Origin of the sequence: Curtobacterium sp. VKM Ac-2865 (assembly GCF_015350905.1) — a bacterium.
Lineage (GTDB): Bacteria > Actinomycetota > Actinomycetes > Actinomycetales > Microbacteriaceae > Curtobacterium.
In genome coordinates this window covers 852,652-878,082 of record NZ_JADKRZ010000001.1, presented here as the reverse complement: position 1 = coordinate 878,082, position 25,431 = coordinate 852,652, and the positions used below count along the sequence as shown (strand labels likewise).

General features: G+C 71.4%; 20 protein-coding genes and 1 pseudogene. 17 read left to right on the top strand and 4 right to left on the bottom strand.

The window, feature by feature from the left end:
- Positions 1 to 70 precede the first annotated feature (70 nt).
- The 12 genes and pseudogenes from ITJ54_RS04205 (at position 71) to holA (ending at position 16,470) form a co-directional block, all read left to right on the top strand.
- Positions 71 to 997 carry an ABC transporter ATP-binding protein gene (locus ITJ54_RS04205; RefSeq protein WP_194626010.1) on the top strand — a complete coding sequence of 309 codons (927 nt, stop codon included), beginning with the start codon at positions 71 to 73 and terminating at the stop codon, positions 995 to 997.
- A complete protein-coding gene (locus ITJ54_RS04200; RefSeq protein ID WP_194626009.1) occupies positions 994 to 1,710 on the top strand; it encodes an ABC transporter permease in 717 nt (238 codons plus the stop codon). The genes ITJ54_RS04205 and ITJ54_RS04200 overlap by 4 nt, the downstream gene beginning before the upstream one ends.
- Complete coding sequence (locus ITJ54_RS04195) at positions 1,707 to 2,435, top strand: ABC transporter permease (RefSeq protein WP_194626008.1); 729 nt, start codon at positions 1,707 to 1,709, stop codon at positions 2,433 to 2,435. The genes ITJ54_RS04200 and ITJ54_RS04195 overlap by 4 nt, the downstream gene beginning before the upstream one ends.
- Positions 2,432 to 3,355 (top strand): ABC transporter substrate-binding protein, encoded by a 924-nt coding sequence (locus tag ITJ54_RS04190; protein WP_194626007.1) that lies wholly within the window; start codon positions 2,432 to 2,434, stop codon positions 3,353 to 3,355. The genes ITJ54_RS04195 and ITJ54_RS04190 overlap by 4 nt, the downstream gene beginning before the upstream one ends.
- A 268-nt stretch (positions 3,356 to 3,623) precedes the next feature.
- Positions 3,624 to 5,036, top strand: coding sequence for a cytochrome ubiquinol oxidase subunit I (locus ITJ54_RS04185; protein ID WP_194626006.1), 1,413 nt, complete (start codon positions 3,624 to 3,626; stop codon positions 5,034 to 5,036).
- 1 nt (position 5,037) lies between these two features.
- On the top strand, positions 5,038 to 6,042 hold the full coding sequence (gene cydB, locus ITJ54_RS04180) for a cytochrome d ubiquinol oxidase subunit II (protein WP_194626005.1): 1,005 nt from the start codon (positions 5,038 to 5,040) through the stop codon (positions 6,040 to 6,042).
- 11 nt (positions 6,043 to 6,053) lie between these two features.
- The gene (gene cydD / locus ITJ54_RS04175) at positions 6,054 to 7,715 is read left to right on the top strand and encodes a thiol reductant ABC exporter subunit CydD (protein ID WP_194626004.1); all 1,662 of its coding nucleotides are present in this window, start codon (positions 6,054 to 6,056) and stop codon (positions 7,713 to 7,715) included.
- Positions 7,712 to 9,409 carry a thiol reductant ABC exporter subunit CydC gene (gene cydC / locus ITJ54_RS04170; RefSeq protein ID WP_228508196.1) on the top strand — a complete coding sequence of 566 codons (1,698 nt, stop codon included), beginning with the start codon at positions 7,712 to 7,714 and terminating at the stop codon, positions 9,407 to 9,409. Before cydD ends, cydC begins: the two co-directional genes overlap by 4 nt.
- A gap of 100 nt (positions 9,410 to 9,509) precedes the next feature.
- Positions 9,510 to 12,065 carry a leucine--tRNA ligase gene (gene leuS, locus ITJ54_RS04165; protein WP_194626003.1) on the top strand — a complete coding sequence of 852 codons (2,556 nt, stop codon included), beginning with the start codon at positions 9,510 to 9,512 and terminating at the stop codon, positions 12,063 to 12,065.
- 94 nt (positions 12,066 to 12,159) lie between these two features.
- The gene (locus ITJ54_RS17795; protein WP_228508194.1) at positions 12,160 to 12,957 is read left to right on the top strand and encodes a ComEA family DNA-binding protein; all 798 of its coding nucleotides are present in this window, start codon (positions 12,160 to 12,162) and stop codon (positions 12,955 to 12,957) included.
- A gap of 698 nt (positions 12,958 to 13,655) precedes the next feature.
- A pseudogene (locus ITJ54_RS18430) lies at positions 13,656 to 14,870 on the top strand (ComEC/Rec2 family competence protein); the annotation flags it as partial.
- A gap of 580 nt (positions 14,871 to 15,450) precedes the next feature.
- Positions 15,451 to 16,470, top strand: a complete 1,020-nt coding sequence (holA, locus tag ITJ54_RS04145) for a DNA polymerase III subunit delta (RefSeq protein WP_194626002.1) — start codon at positions 15,451 to 15,453, stop codon at positions 16,468 to 16,470.
- Positions 16,471 to 16,759: 289 nt separating this feature from the next.
- Here the strand turns inward: holA and rpsT are convergent, their stop codons facing one another.
- Positions 16,760 to 17,020 (bottom strand): 30S ribosomal protein S20, encoded by a 261-nt coding sequence (rpsT, locus tag ITJ54_RS04140; protein ID WP_071276041.1) that lies wholly within the window; start codon positions 17,018 to 17,020, stop codon positions 16,760 to 16,762.
- Between the two features lie 274 nt (positions 17,021 to 17,294).
- On the opposite strand from rpsT, the gene ITJ54_RS04135 reads away from it, so the two are divergent.
- Complete coding sequence (locus ITJ54_RS04135) at positions 17,295 to 18,461, top strand: pyridoxal phosphate-dependent aminotransferase (RefSeq protein WP_194626001.1); 1,167 nt, start codon at positions 17,295 to 17,297, stop codon at positions 18,459 to 18,461.
- Positions 18,462 to 18,700: 239 nt separating this feature from the next.
- On the top strand, positions 18,701 to 20,548 hold the full coding sequence (lepA, locus tag ITJ54_RS04130; RefSeq protein WP_194626000.1) for a translation elongation factor 4: 1,848 nt from the start codon (positions 18,701 to 18,703) through the stop codon (positions 20,546 to 20,548).
- Between the two features lie 9 nt (positions 20,549 to 20,557).
- Here the strand turns inward: lepA and ITJ54_RS04125 are convergent, their stop codons facing one another.
- Positions 20,558 to 21,043 (bottom strand): hypothetical protein, encoded by a 486-nt coding sequence (locus ITJ54_RS04125; RefSeq protein WP_194625999.1) that lies wholly within the window; start codon positions 21,041 to 21,043, stop codon positions 20,558 to 20,560.
- Between the two features lie 129 nt (positions 21,044 to 21,172).
- Between ITJ54_RS04125 and ITJ54_RS04120 the strand changes: the two genes are divergently transcribed.
- A complete protein-coding gene (locus tag ITJ54_RS04120; RefSeq protein ID WP_071276033.1) occupies positions 21,173 to 21,820 on the top strand; it encodes a DUF1990 family protein in 648 nt (215 codons plus the stop codon).
- 22 nt (positions 21,821 to 21,842) lie between these two features.
- On the opposite strand, the gene ITJ54_RS04115 is transcribed toward ITJ54_RS04120, so the two are convergent.
- On the bottom strand, positions 21,843 to 22,541 hold the full coding sequence (locus ITJ54_RS04115) for an HAD family hydrolase (protein ID WP_194625998.1): 699 nt from the start codon (positions 22,539 to 22,541) through the stop codon (positions 21,843 to 21,845).
- 28 nt (positions 22,542 to 22,569) lie between these two features.
- On the opposite strand from ITJ54_RS04115, the gene hemW reads away from it, so the two are divergent.
- Positions 22,570 to 23,802: a radical SAM family heme chaperone HemW gene (gene hemW, locus ITJ54_RS04110; RefSeq protein ID WP_194625997.1), complete on the top strand. Its 1,233-nt coding sequence runs from the start codon at positions 22,570 to 22,572 to the stop codon at positions 23,800 to 23,802.
- Here hemW and ITJ54_RS04105 read toward each other — a convergent pair.
- Complete coding sequence (locus tag ITJ54_RS04105; RefSeq protein WP_228508188.1) at positions 23,799 to 24,257, bottom strand: DUF4870 domain-containing protein; 459 nt, start codon at positions 24,255 to 24,257, stop codon at positions 23,799 to 23,801. The two genes, hemW and ITJ54_RS04105, sit on opposite strands and share 4 nt — an antisense overlap.
- A gap of 108 nt (positions 24,258 to 24,365) precedes the next feature.
- Between ITJ54_RS04105 and hrcA the strand changes: the two genes are divergently transcribed.
- Entirely contained in the window at positions 24,366 to 25,388 is a 1,023-nt protein-coding gene (hrcA, locus tag ITJ54_RS04100) for a heat-inducible transcriptional repressor HrcA (RefSeq protein WP_194625996.1), read from the top strand.
- Positions 25,389 to 25,431 lie beyond the last annotated feature (43 nt).

Here is a 25,431-nt window from a genome sequence, read left to right as displayed (position 1 = left end):
ACCGGTGTCGGTGGTGACGGGTACTCTCACTCGGAGTCGGGCTACCTCCCACCAGAAGGGCACCCACCCCATGATCGAATTCCGCTCGGTGCGCAAGACGTACCCGGACGGCACCAACGCCGTCGAGCGGTTCGACCTCGTCATCCCCTCCCGCACCACGACGGTCTTCGTCGGGTCCAGCGGCTGTGGCAAGACGACGTTGCTCCGCATGATCAACCGCATGGTCGACCCCTCGTCGGGCTCCGTGTCGATCGACGGCGACGACGTCGCCGGCGTCGATCCGGTCAAGCTCCGCCGCAGCATCGGCTACGTGATGCAGAACGCCGGACTGCTGCCGCACCGCAAGGTCGCCGACAACATCGCCACGGTGCCGCTCCTGACGGGCGTGTCCAAGCAGGACGCCCGCCAGCGCGCACTCGAGCTGATGGACACCGTCGGGCTGGACCGTGCCTTCGCCGACCGGTACCCCTCGCAGCTCTCGGGCGGACAGCAGCAGCGTGTCGGCGTCGCGCGCGGCCTGGCCGTCGACCCGAACATCCTGCTGATGGACGAGCCGTTCGGCGCCGTCGACCCGCTGGTCCGCAGCGACCTGCAGGACGAGCTCATCCGCCTGCAGCGCGAGCTCGGCAAGACCGTGGTCTTCGTCACGCACGACATCGACGAGGCCTTCAAGCTCGGCGACCAGGTCGTCATCCTCAAGAAGGGCGGGGAGATCGCCCAGATGGGCACCCCCGCCGAGATCCTCTCCGAGCCGGCCGACGACTTCGTCGCCAACTTCATCGGGGCCGGCCGTGGCCGACGCGCACTGCGCATCGAGCAGACGCCGACCGGCCCGATCGTCGTCGACGGCGACGGCCGTGCCGCCGGAGTCCTGACCGGTCCCGTGGCGGTGGTCGACGCCGCCGCTGCCGTGCCGTCCACCCTGCCCGCGACCGACGAGGCCGGAGCGTCTGACGACGCCCCGGGTGCTCCGGCGCAGGGTGGGGGCCTGAGGTGAACTGGGTGCTGTCGAACCTCGACACGATCGGGGACGACACCGTGGCGCACCTGGCGATCGCCCTGCCGCCCATCGTCATCAGCTTCGTGCTGTCGATCCCGATCGGCTGGCTCGTCGTCCGCCTCCGACGTCCCGGCAGCAAGCGCGTCACCCGTGGCGTCGGCGGCGGCATCGTGACCTTCGCCGGGCTGCTCTACGCGATCCCGTCGCTGCCGCTCTTCATCGCCCTGCCCAGCCTCATCGGCACCGGCCTGCAGGACCCCGCGAACGTCGTGATCGGCCTGACGCTGTACGGCCTGGCGCTCATGGTCCGGTCGACGGTCGACGGGCTCGAGTCCGTCGACAGCGCGACGACCGGGGCTGCCACCGCGATGGGGTACTCGGGCGTCCAGCGGTTCTTCCGCGTCGACCTGCCCCTGGCCGGACCGGTGCTCCTCGCCGGTCTGCGGGTCGTGGCCGTCTCGACGATCTCGCTCACCACCGTCGGCGCGGTCCTCGGGATCACCAGCCTCGGCTCGCTCTTCACCGACGGCATCGGGCGTGGCATCACCGAGGAGATCGTCGCCGGCATCGTGATGGTGCTCGTCCTCGCGTTCGCGGTCGACGGCCTGCTCGTGGTGCTCGGACGCCTGGTCATGCCCTGGACCCGGAAGACGTCCGTGTCCAGACGCCAGGCCCGTCGGGTGCTGCAGGCAGCGGAGGTCGCCTCGTGATCATCGGACAGGCCTTCGGCTGGGTCTTCGACCCCGCCAACTACACCGGCTTCAACCCCATCCCCGCGCGGCTGTGGGAGCACGTGTGGATCTCATTGCTCGCGGTGCTCATCGCCTCGGTCATCGCGGTGCCGCTCGGCTACCTGATCGGCCACACCGGTCGCGCCCGTGGTCTCGCGATCGCCCTGTCCGGCGGCATCCGTGCCCTGCCGACCCTCGGCGTGCTGACCCTGTTCGGGCTGCTGCTCGGCGTGAACCTGCAGGCACCGCTCCTGGCGCTCGTCGTCCTGGCGATCCCTTCGGTGCTCGCCGGTGCCTACGCCGGCATCGAGTCCGTCGACCCCGTCACGGTCGACGCCGCCCGCGCGCAGGGCATGACCGGCTGGCAGATCCTGTCGAAGGTCGAGATCCCGCTCGGGCTCCCGCTGCTCATCGGTGGCATCCGTGCGGCCGTGCTCCAGGTCGTGGCCACCGCGACGCTCGCCGCCTACGTCGGTTCCGGCGGACTCGGCGGGTACGTGTTCCTCGGGCTCAAGACCCAGGACTACGCCATGATGCTCGGCGCCTCCATCCTCGTGATCGCACTCGCGATCGCGTTCGAGATCGTCTTCTCCCTGCTGCAACGGGTGGTGGTGCCCGCGGGCGTCTCCGGCCGGGAAGCCGGGCGACGCAAGGGATCGCGCGAGCGAGCCCGCAATCCCATCCCGGAAGGAAACCCCTCGTGATCACAGCACCCAAGATCCGCGTCGGCGTCGCAGCCGCGCTGGCGGTCGGCGTCGTCGCCGCCCTCGCCGGCTGCGCGTCCAGCAACCCGCTCGACAGCGGTTCGAGCGCCTCGTCCGACTCGAAGACCATCGTCATCGGCTCGCAGCAGTACTACTCGAACGAGATCATCGCCGAGCTCTACGCCCAGGTCCTCGAGAAGGACGGCTTCGACGTCAAGCGCAACTACAACATCGGTCAGCGCGAGGTGTACCTCCCGCAGCTGCAGAAGGGCGCCATCGACGTCATGCCGGAGTACAGCGGCAACCTGCTGCAGTACTACGACAAGAAGTCGACCGCGAAGACCGCGTCGGAGATCGCGTCCGGGCTCAAGGAGTCGCTGCCGAAGGGGCTCCGTGCCCTCGACTCCGCCGAGGCCACCGACCAGGACAGCTACACCGTCACCAAGGCCTTCTCGGAGAAGTACGACGTCACGAGCCTGTCCGACCTGTCGAAGGTCAAGGACTCGCTCACCGTCGGTGCCAACTCCGAGTTCCAGACCCGGCCGTACGGGCCGAACGGCCTGAAGTCCGAGTACGGGGTCGACGTCGACTTCAAGGCGATCGAGGACTCCGGCGGAGCCCTGACCGTGAAGGCCCTCAAGGACGGCACCGTCCAGCTCGCCGACATCTACAGCGCGGACCCGAGCATCAAGGCGAACGACTTCGTCTCGCTGACGGACCCGAAGAACCTGATCCTGCCGCAGAACGTCACGCCCGTCGTGTCGAGCAAGGTGAGCGACAAGGCCGCTGCTGACATCGACAAGGTGAGCAAGGTCCTGACGACCGACGAGCTCATCTCGCTGAACGCCAAGAGCACGGCCGACAAGGAGAAGGCGTCGACCATCGCCAAGGAGTTCCTGACGGACAAGGGCCTGCTGTAGGCAGCGGGTCCTCGTCCTCCAGACGACAGGCGTCGGGCATCAGCCCGGCGCCTGTCGTCGTTCCCGGAGCACATCCGTTCGGCACGGTTGTGCCGATCAGGGCCGCTGCACGTTCGTGCAGACGAGGCTTCTACAACTTGTCGAACGGGCGTCAGCAGCGCTACCGTGGAGGTGTCCCGAGGGCGTGACACCCACCAGAAGTACCCCCTCCACAGGAAGCAACTGACGTGCCTCAACAGCGCGCGGCGTTCCCGACCGGTACCGCCGCATGAACGACATCCTCGATCCCCTGATCCTGTCGCGGTGGCAGTTCGGCCTCACGACCATCTACCACTTCCTGTTCGTCCCGCTGACGATCGGCATGGCCGTCGTCGTCGCGACGTTCCAGACCGCGTGGTACCGGACGGGCCGGGCGCACTACCTGCAGCTCACCCGGTTCTTCGGCCGCGTCTTCCTCATCAACTTCGCGATGGGGGTCGTCACCGGCATCGTGCAGGAGTTCCAGTTCGGCATGAACTGGTCGAACTACTCCCGCTTCGTCGGGGACGTGTTCGGCGCTCCGCTCGCGCTCGAGGGCATCCTGGCGTTCTTCTTCGAGGCGGCCTTCATCGGCGTCTGGATCTTCGGCTGGGACCGGCTGCCCAAGGGCCTGCACCTCGCGAGCATGTGGTGCGTCAGCGCCGGCACGATCATGTCGGCGTACTTCATCATCGCCGCGAACGCGTTCATGCAGCACCCGGTCGGCTACGTCATCAACGAAGCCAAGGGCCGCGCGGAGCTCACCGACATCTGGGCCGTGCTGACGAACAAGGTCGCCCTCGCCGCCTTCCCGCACACCCTGTTCGCGTGCTTCATGGTCGCCGCCGGGGTGGTCATCGCGGTGGCGAGCTGGCACCTGGCCCGCAACCAGAACCTCGAGACGATGATGCCCGCGCTGAAGTTCGGCCTGTGGACGATGGTCGCGGCCGGCGCGCTGACGGTGCTCACCGGCGACCAGCTCGGCCTGACCATGGTCGACACCCAGCCGATGAAGATGGCCGCGGCCGAGGCGCTGTACAACACCGCCACCGGCAAGGACGCCTCGTTCTCGGTCTTCACCCTCGGCACGCCGGACGGGGTCCACGAGCTGTTCTCGATCCGGGTGCCCTACCTGCTCTCGTTCCTCTCCACGCACACGTTCAACGGCACGGTCGAGGGCATCAACGACCTGCAGGCCCAGTACACGCAGGTCTACGGCCCGGGCAACTACAAGCCGGTCATCTGGGTCACGTACTGGTCGTTCCGCTGGATGATCGCTCTCGGCGTGGGCGCCGTCATGGTCTCCCTGGCCGGGCTCTGGCTGACCCGCAAGGGCCGCTTCCCCCAGCAGCGCTGGGTCTGGCGGGTCGCCACCTGGGCGGTGCCGCTGCCGATGGCCGCGATGATCATGGGCTGGGTCTTCACCGAGATGGGCCGGCAGCCGTGGCTCGTGTTCGGGCTGCTCCGGACCAGCGACGGTGTCTCACCGAACGTGACCGGGCTCGAGGTCCTCATCTCGCTGGTCGTGTTCACGCTCATCTACGGGTCCCTGGCGGTCGTCGAGTTCCGACTCATCAAGAAGGTCGCACAAGAGGGACCCGCCGCCCCGGCCGAGGTCGACGAGACGACCGGCGAGGTCAAGCACGAAGTGACGGTGTACTGAGATGGACCTGCCCGTGCTCTGGTTCGCGATCGTCGGACTCTTCTTCGTCGGCTACTTCGTGCTCGACGGCTTCGACTTCGGCGTCGGCATGGCCCTGCCGTTCCTCGGGAAGGACGACACCGACCGACGCGTCATGATCAACACGATCGGCCCGGTCTGGGACCTCAACGAGACCTGGGTCATCGTCGCCGGTGCCTGCCTGTTCGCGGCGTTCCCGGAGTGGTACGCCACGATGTTCTCCGGCTTCTACCTGGCGCTGCTGCTCATCCTGGCGGCGCTCATCCTCCGCGGGGTGTCGTTCGAGTACCGCCACCAGGACAAGCAGCGCTCGTGGAAGCGCCGCTTCGACCTGATGATCATCGTCGGCAGCGCCGTCCCGTCGTTCCTCTGGGGCGTCGCGTTCGGCAACGTCGTCCGCGGCATCCCGATGGACAGCGGGCACAACTACACCGGCACGCTGTTCGACCTCCTCAACCCCTTCGCACTGCTGACCGGCGCGGCGACGCTCCTCGTGTTCTTCACGCACGGCGTCGTGTTCATCGCGCTGAAGACCGAGGGCGACATCCGCGAGCGGGCCAAGCGCCTGGCGACCCGTGCGGGCATCCTGACGATCGTCGTCGCGGCGCTGTTCCTGGTCGCGATGGCCTTCGTCCGGGCGACCCCGGCGTCGCTCGTGTGCTCAGTCGTCGCCGCACTGGCGCTCGTGCTCGCGGTCCTCTGCAACGCCTGGGGCCGCGAGGGCCGGGCCTTCACGCTGATGGCCGTGACGATCGCCGCGGTGGTGCTCGCCATGTTCACCGCGATCTTCCCGAACGTGATGCCCGACTCGGTCGACCCGGCGAACAGCCTGACGGTGACCAACGCCTCGTCCGGCACCTACACCCTGACGGTGATGAGCTGGGTGGCGTTGATCTTCGTGCCGCTCGTGTTCGCCTACCAGGCCTGGACCTACTGGGTCTTCCGCAAGCGCGTCTCCCGGGCGCACGTCACCGCCGCGGCGCACTAGGCAGGCCCGCGATGAAGCCGCTCGACCCGCGTCTGCTCCGCCTGTCGCGCTCAGCGCGCGGCTTCATCGCGGCCGCCGCCGCCACGGGGCTGCTCCGCACCGTGGCCACCATCGCGATCGCATGGGGGATCGCGGCCGCGGTCACCCAGGTGGTCGACGCCGTGCACCACGGCGGCGTCGTCCCCGGGGCCTTCGTCCCGACGCTCTGGTTGCTCGGGGGAGCCGTCGCACTCCGCGCCGTCGCCGCCTGGGCGACCGACGACCTGGCGGGGCGAGCAGCCGCGACGGTGAAGCGCGAACTGCGTCGGACCGTCCTGGAACGCGCCGCCGAGCGCGGCCCCGGGTGGCTCGCGGAGCGTTCGAGTGCCGGGTTCGCGACGACGCTCGGACCCGGGCTCGACGCCCTCGACGCCTACTTCGGGCGGTACCTGCCACAGCTCGCCCTGACGGCCGTCGCCACCCCGGTGCTGCTCGTGGCGATCGGCCTCGGCGACCTGACGAGCGGGCTGATCGTGCTCTGCGCCCTGCCCGTCATCCCGGTGTTCATGATCCTCATCGGCCTGGCCACGCAGAGCCTGCAGCGTCGACAGTCCGACGCGCTCGCGCGCCTCGGTGGCGCGTTCACCGAGGCCGTCGAGGGCCTGTCGACCTTGAAGGTCTTCGGTCGGGCCCGGCGGCAGGTCGGCCGCATCGCCACGGTCACCGACCAGTACCGCCGTGGCACCCTCGGCGTCCTGCGGCTCTCGTTCGTCAGCGGGTTTGCGCTCGAGCTCGCGGCGAGCCTGTCCGTCGCCCTGGTCGCCGTGACGATCGGCATCCGGCTGGTCGACGGATCGCTCGGGCTCGGTGCGGCGATGTTCGTGCTCGTCCTGGCTCCGGAGGCCTTCGCGCCGATCCGGCAGGTGGGCGCCGACTTCCATGCGGCGCAGGACGGTGTCGAGGCCTCGACCGCCGTGCTCGACGTCCTCGACGACGACGACCACGCCCTGCACGACGGCCACAGCGCACCGGCCGGCACCGCCTCCGCCCTGCCCGCCGCCGACGCCCTGGTGCTCGACGGACTCGTCGTCCGGCGTCCCGACGTCGTCATCGGCCCCGTCGACCTGCGCGCGGCCCGGGGCACCATCGTCGTCCTCGCCGGGCCGAGCGGCTCCGGCAAGTCGAGCCTCATCGCCGCGATCCGCGGGGTCCTGCCCCACGAGGGCCAGGTCGTCGTGCCGGGCGAGTCCGGCACCACGCGGGACGACCGCATCAGCTGGTCCGACCAGCGACCCCGGCTCGTCCGCGGCACGATCGCCGAGAACGTCGCGCTCAGCGCGACCCCCGTGCCCGACGCCGTGACACGCGCGCTCGGTGCGGCGGGGCTGGGAGTCGACCCGGGCCTCCAGGTCGGGTCCGGCGGAGCCGGTCTCTCCGGCGGCCAGGCCCAGCGGGTCACCCTCGCCCGGGCGCTGTACCGGCACGATCGCGCCGGCACCCGACTCGTGCTGCTGGACGAACCGACCTCCGCGCTGGACGCCGACGCCGAGGCCCACGTCGTCCGGACCATCCGGCGGCTCGCCGACGACGGTGCCGTCGTCGTGGTCGCCAGCCACCGGCCCGCCGTCATCGCGGCGGCCGACGTCCGCCTCGACGTCGGCCGCCCCACATCGGTGCAGGGGGCGCGCGCATGAGCCGCGTCACCAGCCGGGAGGCCCTGGCCGGCTCCGTCCTCCAGCTCGCCATGCCCCGTGGTCCGGGCTGGGGCCGGGCCGTCGCCGCCGGTGCCCTGAGCGCGCTCTGCGCGGTCGCGTTGCTGGCCGCGAGCGGCTACCTCATCACCCGCGCCGCCGAGCACCCGCCGATCCTGTACCTGACGCTGGTGATGGTCGGGGTACGGGCCTTCGCGCTCGGCCGTGCGGCGCTGCGGTACGTGGACCGGCTCGCCGGGCACGACGCCTCGTTCCGGCAGCTGGCCGTCGTCCGCACCGAGACCTACCGGCGGCTGGCGTCGGTCGCCCCCGCCGGGCTCGGGTCCACCGGTCGCGGAGACCTGCTCACGCGGCTCGTGACCGACACCGACCGGTTGCAGGACCTGCCGATCCGGGTCGTCGGGCCGCTCGTGTCCGCGGGCGTCACGGCGGTGCTGTCGGTCGTGGCGGTCGGGCTGGTGTCGGTGCCGGCAGCGCTCGTCCTGCTCGTCGCGCTCGTCGTCGCCGCGGCGCTCGGGTCCGTCGTGACGGCGTCGATCGCCCGGCGCAGCGACGCTGAGACCGCGGCGGACCGGGGCCGGGTCGCCGACCTGGTGCTCGACACCGTCCGGACGCTCGACGTCTTCGCCGCGTACGGCACGCTCGACGACCGGCTCGCGCACATCGACGCGCTCGACGCCCGGGTGACCCGCGCCGTCCGGCGTCGTGCCAGCGTCGAGGCCCTCGTCGGAGCGCTCGTCGGGCTCATCGGCGGCGGTGCCGTCGTGGGGATCCTGGCCGTCGGCGCGCCGGCCGTCGTGTCCGGGGCGCTCAGCGGTCCGCTCTGGGCACTCGCGGTCTTCGTGCCCCTCGCCCTGTTCGAGGTCGTCGGCACCGTCCCCCTCGCCGTGCTCACGCTGCGTCGGGTGCGGGCGGCGGCCGACCGGGTGGAGCGCGTCGTCCCGGCGACCACGCCCGCCGGCATCGTGCCGGAGCCCGACGCCGAGGCGGCACCGGCGGACCTGGTGCTCGACGGCCCGGTCACGCTGGCGGTCCGGGACCTGACCGTGCGCTGGCCCGGGTCCGAGGTCGCCGCGGTCGACGGGGCCACGTTCACCCTCGCGCCGGGCGAGGTCGTCGTGCTCGAAGGCCCGAGCGGCGCGGGGAAGTCGACCCTCGTGGACGCCCTGGTCCGGTTCGTCGACCACGAGGGGTCGTACACGCTCGACGGCGTGGAGGCCCGCTCGATGCACCCCGACGCCGTCCGCGCCCGCGTCGGCCTGATCGAGCAGGACCCGTTCGTGTTCGACCAGTCGGTCCGGCAGAACCTGCTCTTCGCGAAGGAGTCCGCCACCGACCAGGAACTCCTCGACGTCCTGGCGCGGGTCGGACTCGGCGACTGGGTCGAGCGGCGGGGCGGCCTCGACGCCGGTGTGGGGGAGCGCGGCGGGTTGCTGTCCGGCGGGCAGGCGCACCGGCTGGCACTGGCCCGTGCCCTGCTGCACGCGTTCCCCGTGCTCGTCCTCGACGAACCGACGGCCGACATCGACCCCGACCTCGGCGACGCGCTGCTCCGCGACCTCGTCGCCACGGCCCAGGCCGCGGGGCGCACCGTTCTGGTCGTGTCCCACGTGCCGGTGCCGGCCGAGCTCGTGACCAGGACGATGCGGATGCGGCACGGCCGCATCGTGGCCTGAGCGCTCCCGTGTCCCGCACCGCCGCACCGGCCTTGTAATCTTGGGGACCGGCGCACGTCCGCGCGACCTGCACCGCGCCTCCAGACCGATTGAGAGCCCCGTGACCAACGAGCAGCACGTCGAGGACCCGAACGCCTACGACTTCCGTCGCATCCAGGACAAGTGGCAGGGGCGCTGGGAAGCGCTCGGCCTCTTCACCGCCGACCCTGACGACCGTCGTCCGCGGAAGTACATCCTCGAGATGTTCCCGTACCCGTCGGGGGACCTGCACATGGGCCACGCGGAGAACTGGGCGCTCGGCGACTTCGTGGCGCGCTACTGGCGGCAGCAGGGCTTCAACGTCCTGCACCCGATCGGCTGGGACTCGTTCGGCCTGCCCGCGGAGAACGCGGCGATCAAGCGCGGCGTCGACCCGAAGGACTGGACCTACGCGAACATCGCGCAGCAGAAGGCGTCGTTCAAGCGCTACGCGCCGTCGTTCGACTGGTCCACGGAGATCCACACCTCGGACCCCGAGTACTACAAGTGGAACCAGTGGCTGTTCCTGAAGATGTACGAGAAAGGCCTGGCCTACCGCAAGGACAGCTGGGTGAACTGGGACCCGGTGGACCAGACCGTGCTGGCGAACGAGCAGGTCCTGCCCGACGGCACCTCGGACCGGTCCGGCGCCGTCGTCGTCAAGAAGAAGCTGACGCAGTGGTACTTCGGGATCACCGAGTACGCGGACCGGCTGCTCGACGACCTGAACCAGCTCGAGGGCCGCTGGCCCGCCAAGGTCATCGCGATGCAGCGCAACTGGATCGGCCGCTCGGTCGGGGCCGACGTCGACTTCGTGATCGAGGGCCGCGACGAGCCCGTGACCGTCTTCACCACCCGGCCGGACACCATCCACGGCGTGACGTTCCTGGTCGTGGCGCCGGACTCGGACCTGGCGGCTGAGCTGGTCGCTCCGGCTTCCCCGTCTGTCCGGCAGGCCTTCGACGACTACCTGGTGGCGACGCAGAAGACGTCGGAGATCGACCGGCAGAACGCCGACCGCCCGAAGACCGGCGTGCCGCTCGACCGCTTCGCGATCCACCCGCTGACGGGGGAGCGCCTGCCGATCTGGGCCGCCGACTACGTGCTCGCCGACTACGGCCACGGCGCGGTCATGGCCGTCCCGGCGCACGACCAGCGTGACCTCGACTTCGCGCGGACGTTCGACCTGCCCGTGAAGGTCGTCGTCGACACGAACGCGGCCGTCACCGGCGCGATCCCGGTGATCCCCGAGGGCGCGACGCTCGACGACTTCGACATCCCCTCGCTCGACCCGCTCACGACGGGGCAGGCGCTGACCGGCACCGGTCGCATGATCAACTCCGGACCGCTCGACGGCATGAGCAAGCAGCACGCGATCACCGCGGCGATCAAGCTCCTCGACGAGCGCGGGACGGGTCGCGCGGCGAAGACGTACCGCCTGCGCGACTGGCTGATCTCCCGCCAGCGCTTCTGGGGCACCCCGATCCCGATCATCCACGGCGAGGACGGCACCGAGTACCCGGTACCTGAGGACCAGCTGCCCGTCGTGCTGCCCCCCACCGAGGGCCTCGACCTGAAGCCGAAGGGCACGTCGCCGCTAGGCGGGGCGACCGACTGGGTGAACGTGCCGAACCCGGTCGACGGCACCCCCGCCAAGCGCGACGCCGACACGATGGACACGTTCGTCGACTCGTCGTGGTACTTCCTGCGGTTCCTGTCCGCGAACGACGACACCCAGGCCTTCGACCCGGCGCTCGTGAACAAGTGGGCCCCGGTCGACCAGTACATCGGCGGCGTCGAGCACGCGATCCTGCACCTGCTGTACGCGCGCTTCGTCACGAAGGTCCTGTTCGACCTCGGCTACCTCGACTTCACCGAGCCGTTCTCGGCGCTGCTGAACCAGGGCATGGTGCTCTCGGGCGGCTCGAAGATGTCGAAGTCGAAGGGCGGCGTCTCCCTCGGCGACGAGCTCGACGCCCACGGTGTCGACGCCATCCGCCTGGTGATGGGCTTCGCCGGTCCGCCGGAGGACGACATCAACTGGGAGGACGTCTCCCCGGCCGCCTCGGCCCGGTTCCTGGCGCGGGCCTACCGTCTGGCGACGGACGTCACCTCGGCGCCCGACGCCGTGTGGGCCGACGGCGACCGTGCCGTCCGCCAGGTCACCCACCGGTTCCTCTCCGACGCCCCAGGGCTGATGGAGTCGTTCAAGTTCAACGTCGTGATCGCGCGGCTGATGGACCTGGTGAACGTCACGCGCAAGGCGATCGACAGCGGGCCCGGTGCCGGCGACCCCGCCGTGCGTGAAGCCGTGGAGACCGTGGCCCTCGGGCTCAGCGTCTTCGCGCCGTACACCGGCGAGGAGATGTGGCAGACGCTGGGCTACGACGCCTCGGTCGCCACGTACGGGTGGCGCAAGGCCGACCCGACGCTGCTCGTGCAGGAGACCCTGACCGCGGTGGTCCAGGTCAACGGCAAGGTGCGGGACTCGTTCGAGGTGTCGAAGTCGATCGAGGCCGACGAGCTCGAGCGGCTGGCGCGTGCGTCGAAGTCGGTGCAGCGCTACATCGGCGACCGGGAGGTCGTGAAGGTCATCGTGCGGGCGCCGAAGCTCGTGAACATCGCCATCAAGGGGTAGTCGACTCCTCCACACCTGAGTGGACGGCGGGGGTCGTCCACGGTGTCGTCTCTCGGAGCCCGGCCTGGTGGCCGGGCTCCGTAGCGTTCCGGCCATGTCCCGGTTCACGCTCTCGCCCCGTGCGGCGCTCGTCGTCGCTGCTGTCGTGGTGGTCGTTGCGCTGGTCGTCATCGTGCTCGGTGCGCGGGGGAGCGGTGCGGGTGGGGTGACGTCGGTGACGGGGGCAGCGTCGGTGGCTGCGTCCGTACCGGCAGGGGGTGCTGCTGGTGCCGGTGCCGGTGCCGGTGCCAGTGCCGGTGCTGGTGGTGCCGGTACCGGTGCGGCGTCGGGCTCGCCTGGGCGTGCCGGGCCGTCTGCGTCTGCGTCGGCGTCGGCGTCGGCGGCGCCGTCGGTCGTCGTGCACGTGCTCGGGGCCGTGGCGCACGCCGGGGTGGTGACGGTGCCAGGGGGCGGCCGGGTCACGGATGCACTCGATGCGGCGGGCGGTGCATCAGGGGACGCGGACCTGGCCCGGCTCAACCTGGCGCGACCGCTCGTCGACGGCGAGCGGCTCTACGTGCCGCGGGTGGGCGAGGTCGATGTGCCGCAGGCGTTGGGGGCCGACAGCGGCGCTGCTGCCGGTGCTGCCAGTTCGGCTGCGCCTAGGGCTGGGGCTGGGGCTGGGGCTGGGGCTGGGGCTGGGGCTGGTGCAGGTCCGTCGGACGTCGTCGACCTGAACACCGCCGACCAGGCGACCCTCGAGACCCTGCCCGGCATCGGTCCTGGGCTGGCACAGCGGATCCTCGCGTGGCGGGACGAGCACGGCCGGTTCTCCGCGGTCGAGGACCTGCTCGACGTCAGCGGGATCGGTGACGGCCGTTTCGCCGAGCTGCAGGACCGGGTGCGCGTGTGAGCGTCGGGCCCGGCCGAGCTGACCTGCGCATCGCGGTGCCTGCCGCCGTCTCTTGGGTCGTCGCGGCCGTGCTCGTCGGGTCCGCGTCGGCGGCGTGGGTGGTGGCAGCGGTGGCAGGCGTGGTGCTGCTCGTGGCGACGACCCTGCTGTGGGTCCGTCCGCCCGGTGACCGTGTCCAGGTGGCGCTCGCGCTCGTGCTGACCTCGGCGGCGTTCGTCTGCCTGGTGGCGGTCGCCGTCGCCGTCGGGGACGCTCGCCGGACTCCCTCGGCGGTGCAGGCCCTGGCCGGGCGGTCGGCGTCCGTCACGGTGGTGCTCGACCGGGACCTCACCCCGGCGGACCGCTCCGTCCTGGCGACCCTGCGCGGGGTCGGCGGGTCGTCGGGGCTCGACGTGCCCGTGCGGGTGGTCCCCGCGGTGGACGACGACGCTTCCCGGCAGGACACGCTCGGCGCCGGCACGACGGTGCGGGCGCGCGCCACGGTCGAGCCGGACGAGGCCGGGTCCACCACGGCGTTCGTGGTGTTCCTCCGCGGGCCGGCAGTCGCGGAGCCGCCGACCGGGCTCCTCGCCCTGACGGACCACGCACGTCAGGCCTTCGCCAGCGTCACCGCGGACCTGCCCCAGCCGGGTGGAGCGCTGCTCCGAGGACTCGCGATCGGCGACCGCAGCGGCCTGGACCCGGCGACCGAGGCCGCGATGGAGGCCAGTGCGCTGACACACCTGACCGCGGTGTCGGGCTCGAACTGTGCGGTGGTCGTCGCCCTCGTGGTGCTGCTCGGCCGCGCCGCCGGGCTCGGCCGGAGCGCCCGGGCTGCGCTGGCGGTGGTGCTCCTCGTCGGGTTCGTCGTGCTGGTCCGCCCGGACCCGTCGATCCTCCGTGCGAGCGTGATGGCTGTCGTCGTCCTCGTGGTGCACCTGTCGGGCCGCCCGGTCAGGGGCGCACCGCTCATCGCCCTCGCGGCGGTCGTGATGCTCGTCGTCGACCCGTGGTTCGCGCGGTCCTTCGCCTTCGGCCTGTCGGTGCTGGCGACCTCGGGGATCGTCGTGCTCGGGCCACCGCTGACCGCGTTGCTCGCACGACACTGCTGGACGCCCGTGGCTGCCGCCGTGGCCGTGCCGGTCGCCGCGCAGGTGGCGTGCTGGCCGCTGACGATCCCGCTCGCACCCGCCCTGCCGACGTACGCGGTCCCGGCGAACCTGCTGGCCGAGCCGTTGGTCCCCGTGGTCACGGTGATCGGGCTGCTGGCGTGTGTGCTGGCACCGGTGTGGCCGGGCGCTGCAGGCGTCGTCGCGTCGGTCGCCTGGGCCCCGGCCGCCGTGATCGGTGTGGTCGCGCAGACGGCCGCTAGACTGCCGGTGGCCTCGCTCCCGTGGCCGGCCGGAGTCGGCGGCGTGCTGGCGGCTGTGGTCGTCAGCGGGACGATCGTCGCGGCGGTGCTCGCACCCGCCGGTGTCCGGGCGCTGCTCGTGCTCCTGGCAGCGGTCGTGACGGTCGTCGGACTCGCGGCCACGGTGGTGCCGACGGTCCTGACCCGCGCGGGTGTGCCGCGGGACTGGTCCGTGGCGATGTGCGACGTCGGGCAGGGAGACGCGACGCTCCTGCGGGACGGCGCGAGCACGGCGCTCATCGACGTCGGCGACGACCCCGTCCGGCTGCGGAGGTGCCTCGACCTGCTCGGCGTCGACCGGCTCGACCTCCTCGTGCTGACGCACTACGACCGCGACCACGTCGGCGCCGTGGACGAGGTCACGGGCGACGTGGACCTGGCGCTCGTCGGACCGCCAGCGCGGCCGGCCGACGCCGGGGTCCTCCGACGGCTCGTTGCTGCGGGCGTCGACGTCCGGCGTGCGGACGACGGCGTGCACGGGGTGCTCGGGCGCGTGCCGTGGTATGTGCTCTGGCCGCGGGCATCGGACCCGACGAGCGGCAACGAGGCGAGCATCGTGGTGCGGACGGACCGACCCCCGGGGTGCACGACCTGCCTGACGGGGGTGTTCCTGGGCGACCTCGACGCGGCCGCGCAGCGGCGACTCCGGGGACCGACCATGGGAGCGTCGGCGTCGGCGTCGGCGTCGGCGTCCGCGTCTGCGGCGCTCGGGCCGGTCGACGTCGTGAAGGTCGCGCACCACGGTTCGGCGGACCAGGACCCCACGCTCTACCGCGAGCTTGCGGCGCCGGTCGGCCTCATCGGTGTCGGCGCGGACAACACGTACGGGCACCCGACGGAGCGGGCGCTCGAGATGCTCGCGGCAGCCGGCACGACACCGTTCCGCACCGACCTGCAGGGGACGATCGTCGTCCGGGGTGCACCCGCCGGCCCGGAGGTATGGACGGAGCGGCAGGCAGCAGCCCCGACGACGACGCTGACACCGACATCGCCGACACCGACGTCGTGGGGACCTGCCAGGACGTCCGGCACAGTCGCCCCGCGGCGGCCGTCCGCGTCGGGGGCGGCCCGTAGACTCGACCCCGCACCGTCGGAAGGACCGCATGCCCGCCAAGAAGCCCGCGCGCGCCGCCGCGAAGATCGACCAGGTCCCGTGGTCCGGCATCCGCCCGTCGCCCGTCGTCCTCGTGACCGGCCCCGAGACCTTCCTCGCCGAGCGCGCCACCGGCATGCTCCGCGACCTGCTCGTCGGCGAGGACCCCGCGCTCGAGGTCCACGACCTCGAAGCCGACCAGTACGCGCCTGGGTTGCTGGCGACGCTCGCCAGCCCGTCCCTGTTCGGCGAACCGCGGCTCGTGCGGGTCACCAACGTCGAGAAGTGCACCGACGCCTTCATCACGGAGACGATCTCCTACCTGGGCAACCCGGCCGACGACGTCACCCTGGTGCTGCGGCACGGCGGCGGTGTGCGCGGCAAGAAGCTCCTCGACACGATCCGCAGCGGGGTCGGCGGGGGGATCGAGGTCCAGTGCGACGAGCTCAAGCGGGAGACCGACCGCATCGACTTCGTGAACGCCGAGTTCCGCGCCGCTCGACGCAAGATCGCGCCGTCGGCCGTGCGCACGCTGGTCGCCGCGTTCGCCGACGACCTGGCCGAACTGGCCGCAGCGTGCCGGCAGCTCCTGGCAGACGAAGCGCACGAGATCACCGACCGGGTCGTCGACAAGTACTACGGCGGACGTGTCGAGACCAACGCGTTCAAGGTCGCGGACATCGCGCTGGCCGGTCGGTCCGCGCCGGCGATCGTCGAGCTGCGGCATGCCCTGGCCACGGGTGAGGCCCCCGTGCCGATCGTCGCCGCGTTCGCGAGCAAGATCCGGACGATGGCGAAGGTCAGTGCCTTCCGGGGCTCGAGCGGACAGGCCGCGTCGGCCCTCGGCATGGCGCCGTGGCAGGTGCAGCGAGCACAACGTGACGTCGCCGGGTGGAGCGAGTCCGGGCTGGCGAACGCGATCATCAGCATCGCCGAGGCCGACACCGCGGTGAAGGGCGGCTCGCGCGACGCCCACTACGCGCTCGAGGTCATGGTCCGCACCATCGCCCGGCGCGGCGAGCCCCGGTGAGCTGAGCCGAGCCTCCCGGCCGACGTCGCACAACCGATGTCGGCTCGAACCACGGATCTCGGCGGCGCCAGCGGGTTCCGGTTGTGCGACGTCATCCGCCCGCGTGCCGACCCCGACGCAGCACTGCACCGCGCAACGGTCACCGCACCGTGCATCGCCGCGGTGCGGTGACCGTTGCGCGGTTCCATGAGCGCCAGCGCCGCCGCGCCCGCGCCGCCGCGCTGGCGCCCCCGGGAACGAGGAAGGCCCCACACCGGAACGGTGCGGGGCCTTCGAGAGAGTCAGACGCTCAGAGCGCGCTGACCTTCTTCGCGATGGCCGACTTGCGGTTCGCGGCCTGGTTCTTGTGGATGACGCCCTTGCTCACGGCCTTGTCGAGCTTCTTCGACGCAACGGCGAGAGCGGCGGTGGCCTTCTCCTTGTCGCCGGCGACGATGGCCTCGTTGGTGTGACGGATGAACGTCTTCAGCTCGGACTTGTAGGCCTTGTTGCGCTCGGTGGCCTTGAGGTTGGTCTTGATGCGCTTCATCTGCGACTTGATGTTCGCCATGTGTTGCTCCTGCTTCGTCTCGGACGGGTGGTCGCGACCGCTGGGTAGAGGGGCCCTTGGTCGCATCGCGTTCCACCCGTGGGCGACGGAACGCGTAAGCCAGCAAGCCACATTACCAGGGTCAGGGGTGCGGATCAACGCGCGCGACACGCCCTGATCCCGCGACACCACGCGGAACCAGGCCCGCGACACCACGCGGAACCAGGCCCGCGACACCGCGCGGAACCAGGCCGGCGTCACCGCGTGGAAACACGTGGGAGTTACCGTGTCTGGCATGCCGTCCCTCGCACCTCGGATCGACACCGTCCCACCCTCCGGCATCCGCCGTGTCTTCGAGCAGGCTGCGCTGCTGCAGGCCGACGGCGAGGACGTCACCATGCTCGTCATCGGCGAACCCGACGTGCCGGTGGCCACGCACATCGGTGACGCGGCCCGACGCGCCTGGAGCGAGGACCGCACCGGGTACACGCCGAACGGGGGCATCACGCCGCTGCGCCTGGCCGTGCAGGAGAAGCTCCGGCGCGAGAACCGCATCGAGGCCGACCTCGAGCAGATCTGGATGACGATCGGCGCGACGCAGGCACTCTTCCAGGCGATGACCCTGGTGCTCAGCCCCGGCGACGAGGTCCTCGTGCCGGACCCCGGCTACACGACGTTCACGATGAACGCCCACATCATCGGCGCGACACCGGTGCCGTACCGGCTCGGGCCGGAGCACGGGTTCGAGCCGGACCTCGACGCACTCGCGGCGAGCGTGACAGAGCGGACCCGGGCCATCGTGGTGAACTCGCCGTCGAACCCGCTCGGCACGGTGTTCGGCGAGGCGACGCTCCGGCGGGTCCTGGCGTTCGCGAAGGAACACGACCTCTGGGTGGTCAGCGACGAGGTCTACGAGTACTTCACCTACGGCACCCGGCACGTCAGCCTGGCCGCCCTCGACGAGGACGACCGCGTGTTCACCGCCTTCTCGCTGAGCAAGACGTACGCGATGACCGGAGTGCGCGTCGGCTACCTCGTGACCCCGAAGGGCCTCGGCCCGACGATGCGCACCGTGCAGGAGTCGATGATCAGCTGCGTCGCCGAGCCCGACCAGTACGCGGCCCTCGCGGCGATCGTGGGAGACCACTCCGCCGTGCGCGATGCCCGGGAGCACTACCGCGCCAACCTCGAGGTCGCGACCGAGGTCCTCGACGCCGCCGGCATCCGGTACAACGCCCCGGACGGCTCCTTCTACCTGTGGATCGACGTCGCGCACGCCGCCCAGGGGGACGTCGCCGCGTGGGCGCTGGCCTTCCTGCAGCGCGAGCGGGTCGCCGTGGCGCCGGGCAGCGCGTTCGGCCGGTCCGGAGAGGGCTGGATCCGCGTCTGCCTGGCGGCGACCCCGGAGGACCTCCGGCGCGGCCTGGGCGCGCTGCCGGCCCCGGCGCACGCGGTCGTCTGAGCCGCACTCACCGTCAGACCCGGCCGGGAGGCTCGGCGCGGCCCCGCCACCCCCCGCACCGTGCGCGCTCCTCCGCCTGGTGCGAGGTTGGTCGCTCCGTGCGGGCATCCAGCGCTGCACGGGGTGGTCAACCTCGCACCAGGCGCCAGCGGCGCGGCCGCGCCAGCCGCGCGGCCCCGCGCGCTGCCCGCACGCAACCGTGGGACAATCACCTGACCGTCCGACCCACCTGAGGAACCGTGAGCCCACAAGCATCCGCTCCGCTCGAGCCCGCCGCGACTCCGGCCGGCGCGATCCGCAACTTCTGCATCATCGCGCACATCGACCACGGCAAGTCCACGCTGGCCGACCGCATGCTGTCGATCACCGGCATCGTCGAGGACCGTGCCATGCGCGCGCAGTACCTCGACCGCATGGACATCGAACGCGAGCGCGGCATCACGATCAAGTCGCAGGCCGTCCGCATGCCGTGGGAGCTCGACGGTGAGACCTACGCGCTCAACATGATCGACACGCCCGGGCACGTCGACTTCTCGTACGAGGTCTCCCGGTCGCTCGCCGCGTGCGAGGGTGCCATCCTGCTCGTCGACGCCGCCCAGGGCATCGAGGCCCAGACGCTCGCGAACCTCTACCTGGCGCTCGAGAACGACCTGCAGATCATCCCGGTCCTCAACAAGATCGACCTGCCCGCCGCCGACCCCGACAAGTACGCGGCCGAGCTCGCGCAGCTCATCGGCGGCAAGCCCGAGGACGTCCTCCGCGTCTCGGGCAAGACCGGCGTCGGCGTGCCCGAGCTCCTCGACCTCGTCGTCCGGACGGTCCCCGCTCCCGTAGGCAAGGTCGACGCCGCGCCCCGCGCGATGATCTTCGACTCGGTCTACGACAGCTACCGCGGCGTCGTGACCTACATCCGCATGATCGACGGCTCGATCGCCCCGCGCGAGAAGGTCCAGATGATGTCGACCAAGTCGACGCACGAGATCCTCGAGATCGGGGTCTCGAGCCCGGAGCCCATCCCCACGAAGGGCCTGTCGGTCGGCGAGGTCGGGTACCTCATCACCGGCGTGAAGGACGTCCGCCTGTCCAAGGTCGGCGACACCGTCACGAGTGCCCAGCGCCCGGCGACCGAGGCCCTGCCCGGCTACACGGACCCGAAGCCGATGGTGTTCTCGGGCCTGTACCCGATCGACGGCTCGGACTACCCGGACCTCCGCGAAGCGCTCGACAAGCTCAAGCTCTCCGACGCCGCGCTCGTCTACGAACCGGAGACCTCCGTCGCGCTCGGCTTCGGGTTCCGCTGCGGCTTCCTCGGCCTGCTGCACCTCGAGATCATCACCGAGCGCCTGTCCCGCGAGTTCAACCTCGACCTCATCACCACCGCCCCGAGCGTGATCTACGAGGTCACGAACGAGGACAACACCGTCACCGAGGTCACGAACCCCTCCGAGTTCCCGACCGGGCGCATCGTCGAGGTCCGCGAGCCGATGGTCCGCGCCGCGATCCTGGCGCCGAAGGACTACGTCGGCGCGATCATGGAGCTGTGCCAGCAGCGCCGCGGCTCCCTGCTCGGCATGGAGTACCTCGGCGAGGACCGCGTCGAGATCCGCTACCAGATGCCCCTCGGTGAGATCGTCTTCGACTTCTTCGACCAGCTGAAGAGCAAGACGCAGGGCTACGCCAGCCTCGACTACGAACCCGTCGGTGACCAGGCCGCCGACCTCGTGAAGGTCGACATCCTGTTGCAGGGCGACCAGGTCGACGCGTTCAGCGCCATCGTGCACCGCGACAAGGCGTACGCCTACGGCACGCTGATGACCGAGCGGCTCCGCAAGCTCATCCCGCGGCAGCAGTTCGAGGTCCCGATCCAGGCCGCCATCGGCGCCCGGATCATCGCCCGCGAGAGCATCCGCGCGATGCGCAAGGACGTCCTCGCGAAGTGCTACGGCGGTGACATCACCCGCAAGCGCAAGCTCCTCGAGAAGCAGAAGGAGGGCAAGAAGCGCATGAAGACGATCGGCCGGGTCGAGGTCCCGCAAGAGGCCTTCATCGCCGCGCTCTCCGGGGACGTCGAAGAGAAGAAGAAGTAGGGCAGGTCGTCAGGCGCGGCCGCGCGCGCGGACCGCGCCCAGGACGACCGCCGGGAGGCTCGCGACCGCCAGTCCTGCCAGTGCGGTCCGCAGCAGCTCGAGTTCCGTCACGACGGTGAAGTCGGTCCGACCGCTCGCGACCACCCCCGCGAGCACGGCACCGACCACCATCGCGAGGGTGACGGCCCCGATGACGAGCGGCAGGCGGCGGCCGCGGTGGTGGAGCACGGCGGACACGAGCGTCGCCCCGAACAGCAGCACGGCAGCGCCGGCCAGGCTGGCACCGACCACCGCGACGACGTTCACCGTGTCGAAGGCCGTCCACCCGCTCGGGGGCACCGTGGCGTAGCGGGCGGGCGCGTCGAAGCCCGCCGTGGACGTGTCGACGAGGACCCGGGCGGCAGCGGCCACGGCGAAGGACACGAGCGTCGCGACGGCGACGAACCGGGTGCGTCGGTCGACGGACCGACGGGGGAGGGCACTGGAGCGGGGCACCTGCCCAACGGTATATGCGTACGCAACGACTTGCAGCCTCCAGTTCGGGGCATGGGGATGACGCACGCCAGCCTGCCGGGGCGGCCACGCGCGGTCCGGTCCGTCGGTCAGGCCCAGTACGATGGCGGGATGAGCAGCCGCGGAGGGTACCTGACCGCCCTGACCTACGGAGCGGTCGGTGCGACACAGGCGCCGGACCTCATGACCTACCCGCCGGAGGGCTTCACCCCGGCGGAGTCGCGTGCTCGCATCGGGCACGGCGACCAGCGGTTCGACACCGCGGTGACCCAGGCGCTGACTTGGCAGATCCAGGAGCGCAGCGGGATGGGCGTCCGGGTGGACGACGCGCCCGACGACGACGATGTCCGCTACAACCCCGTGACGTTCGACGAGCAGGGGGTGCCGATCGCGCCGGCCTCCATCGGGACGCCGCGGGTCGAGCACTTCGCGCCGGACGGCACCCCGCTCGTGACCGCCGGCACGACGGCGGTGCTGACGATGCACGCGTTCGGTCGCTCGGTGCAGGCCCCCGTGCGGGTCGTCTCGATCATCGACGAGCCCGACCGCAAGGGCTTCGCCTACGGCACGCTCGAAGGCCACCCGCTCTCGGGCGAGGAGTCCTTCGTCGTCGAGCGCACCGCCGACGGCTCGGTGTGGCTGCAGGTCCGACAGTTCTCGCAGCCGGCCAGTGCGAAGTGGCGCTTCGTGGCGCCGTTGCTCCGTCGGCAGCAGCGGGTCATGGCCGAGAAGTACCTGGCGGCGCTGCGCGGGGACTGAGCCCCCTGCGGTCGCCTCGTCGCTACTCGTGTCGCAGCGGGGGCAGGGCGGCGATGGCGTCCTCGATGAGGGCTGCGTCGACGACGCAGTCCCGGGCGATCGCCACCGCGTTCGTGTGTCGGAGTGCCTCGACGTCGTAGACGCCGGTCGCGACGGCCAGGAACGGGATGCCCACGGCGTCGGCCGCCTCGCCGTCCCGCGGGGTGTCGCCGACGATGACCGCGCGCGTGCCGGCCAGGTCGTCAGCTGCGAGCGCGGTGACGCCGGCGCGCTCCACCTCTTCGTCCCCGAAGTACGAGTGGTCCCAGTCGAACGCGTCCACGTCGAAGCCGGCCCCGGCGAGCTTGACGCGGGCGCGGTACGCGGAGTTGCCGGTGAGCAGGCCGTTCCGCCAGCCGAGCGTCGCGAAGCGGGTGACGAGCGCCAGGGCCCCCGGAGCGGCCGTCCGGTGTTCGCCAGCCCGGTGCCGTTCCTCGGACAGGTCGCGGAGGTGGGCGGTCACGGTCGGGATGACGTCGGTCGCGAGGTCGTGTGCGCGCACGTGCTCGGCGATGATGCCCGCGTCCGTGCGCCCGTGCTGGTGGCCGACGAGCAGGGGGAGGTCACGGCCCGTCGCGCGCTCGAGCGCCAGGTGGTACAGGTTGCCGGGCGAGGTGGCGTTCCGGACGAGGGTGCCGTCGATGTCCCACAGCACTGTGGTCGGGACCGAGTGGTGCTCCATGGCTCCATCATGACGGAGAATGGAGCCCATGCCGAGTGCTCTCCCGATCGCTGACCCGGCTCCCGCCGACGGGCTGCTCACGCCGGCGGCCGGGGCGGGAGACGTCCCCTTCGGGGTCTACGTGCACGTGCCGTTCTGTCGGGTGCGCTGCGGCTACTGCGACTTCAACACCTACACGGCGTCCGAGCTGCGGGGCGTCCGTCGGGACGACTACGCCGGCCATGCGGTGCGCGAGATCGCGTGGGCGGCGTCGGTCCTCGACCGCTCGGGCGTGCCCCGTCGTCCGGTGTCGACGGTGTTCTTCGGCGGTGGCACCCCGACGATGCTGCCGGCGAGCGACCTCGCCATGATCCTCCGCGCGATCGACGACACCTGGGGCATCCTGCCGGGGGCCGAGGTCACGACCGAGGCCAACCCGGACTCCGTCGACGCGTCCTCGCTCGAGACGCTCCGTGCCGGCGGGTTCAACCGGATGAGCTTCGGCATGCAGTCGGCGGTGCCGCACGTCCTCGCCACCCTCGACCGCACCCACGACCCGGAGCGCGTGCCGATCGTGGTCGACCTCGCGAAGCAGCTCGGCCTCGACGTCTCGCTCGACCTCATCTACTCGACGCCGGGGGAGTCCCTCGACGACTGGCGCACCTCGCTCGACGCCGCGCTGGCGTGCGAGCCGGACCACGTGTCCGCCTACTCGCTCATCGTCGAGGACGGCACCGCGATGGGCCGCGCGGTCTCCCGCGGTGAGCTGCCCGCCCCGGACGACGACCTCGCGGCGGACATGTACGAGCTCGCGGACCAGTTGCTCGGCGACGCCGGCTACTCCTGGTACGAGGTCTCGAACTGGGCCCGCGGCGACGACCACGTCAGCCGGCACAACCTGTCCTACTGGAAGGGCCACGACTGGTGGGGCGTCGGCCCCGGCGCGCACTCGAGCGTCGCCGGCACCCGCTGGTGGAACGTCAAGCACCCGGCTGCGTACGCGGGCCGAGTCCTGCAGGACGTGTCCCCGGCCGCCGGGCGCGAGACGCTCGACGACGAGACCCGCTACGTCGAGCGCGTGCTGCTCGCCGCGCGCGTCCGTGGGGAGCTCACCACCCAGGAACTCCGCCAGGAGGCCCGTGGCCGGGTCGCCGGGCTCATCGCGCGCGGTCTCGTGGATGGCCGCAGTGCCCTCGGCCGGCCCGGCGCGCCGGGCCGGCTCGACCTGACGCTGCAGGGGCGGCTGCTCGCGGACGCGGTGGTCCGCGAGCTGCTCGACTAGGCCTTCACGAACTCGATCGTCAGCGGGTAGCGGTAGAAGCGTCCCTGGTTGGCGGCCACCGCGGCGATGATCGCGAAGACGACCACGAGCACGCTGATGATCGGCAGCAGCACGAAGCCGATGAGCACGAGCGTCAGCAGTCCGGCGACGAAGCTGGCGATCGCGGCGGTGATGTGGAAGTTCAGCGCCTGGCGCGTGTGCTCACGGACGAAGCCGCCGCGGTCGCGCAGCACCAGGTAGGCGACGAGGGGGCCGACGAAGCTCAGGAAGATGCCACCGACGTGGGTGAGCGTCGCCCAGAGGCGCTGGTCCTCGGGCGTCAGCGGCTGCGGTGGCTGGTACTGCGGGCCGCCGGGCTGCTGGCCGAAGCCCTGCGGGTGGGGCTGGTGGGCGTAGTCGCCGGGGCGGGGCTGTCCGGGGCCTGCGGAGCCGTCCTGCTCGTGTCCGTAGCTCATGGCGGCAGCGTAGCGACCGGCCCCCGGAGAAGTCCGAGCGTGTCGGTGTGCAGGCGTAGGATCAGCACTCGACACGTCCGAGTGCCAGCACGCGTGGAAGGGGTCCCGGTGGTCAGTGAACGTTCCCTCGAGGTCCTCAAGGCCATCGTGCGCGATTACGTGTCCTCCCGCGAACCCGTCGGGTCGAAGTCGATCGTCGACCGCCACGCCTTCGGGGTCAGCGCCGCGACGATCCGCAACGACATGGCCCTGCTCGAGGACGAGCAGCTCATCATCGCCCCGCACACCTCGTCCGGCCGGGTGCCGACGGACAAGGGCTACCGCGTCTTCGTCGACCACCTCGCCGCCGCACGGCCGCTGTCGAGCGCGCAGCGGCACGCCATCGAGACCTTCCTCGGGGCGTCGAACGACCTCGACGACGTCCTCAGCCGCACCGTCCGGCTGCTCAGCCAGCTGACGAACCAGGTCGCCCTGGTGCAGTACCCGTCGATGGTGCGCGCCCGGGTGCAGCACGTCGAACTCGTCCGCCTCGGCGACACCCGCCTGATGGTCGTGCTCATCACCGACACCGCACGGGTCGAGCAGCGCGTGGTGGAGACCGACGTCCGGCTCGACGAGTCCGCGCTGGTCGAACTCCGCTCGGTGCTCAACGGTGCGACCGTCGGGCTCGCGCTGCAGGACGTCCCCACCGCGCTCCGGGCGATCCCCGCGCAGATCCGCCCCGACTCGCAGACCCTGGCGGGGGTGGTCGTCGCGACGCTCATCGAGCAGGTCGCCGCCAACCGGCAGGACCGCCTGCTGATGGCGGGTGCGGCCAACCTCGCCAAGAGCGAGCAGGACTTCTCCGGCGGGCTCTTCCCCGTGCTCGAGGCCATCGAGGAACAGGTGACCCTGCTCCGGTTGTTCGGGGAGATGCAGCTGGACGACGTCTCCGTGACGGCGCGAATCGGCGTCGAGAACGCGGAGTACGGCCTCGACGCCACGAGCATCGTGGCCGGCGGGTACGTCGCCGCCGGCGGTGAGGTCGCCCGGCTGGGCGTCCTCGGCCCGACGCGCATGGACTACGGCTCGAACATGGCAGCGGTCCGGGCGGTCGCCCGGTACCTCTCCAGGCTCCTGGGCGAGAATTGACGACCCCCATCATCCGACCGACCGACGAACACAACTGAGGGAT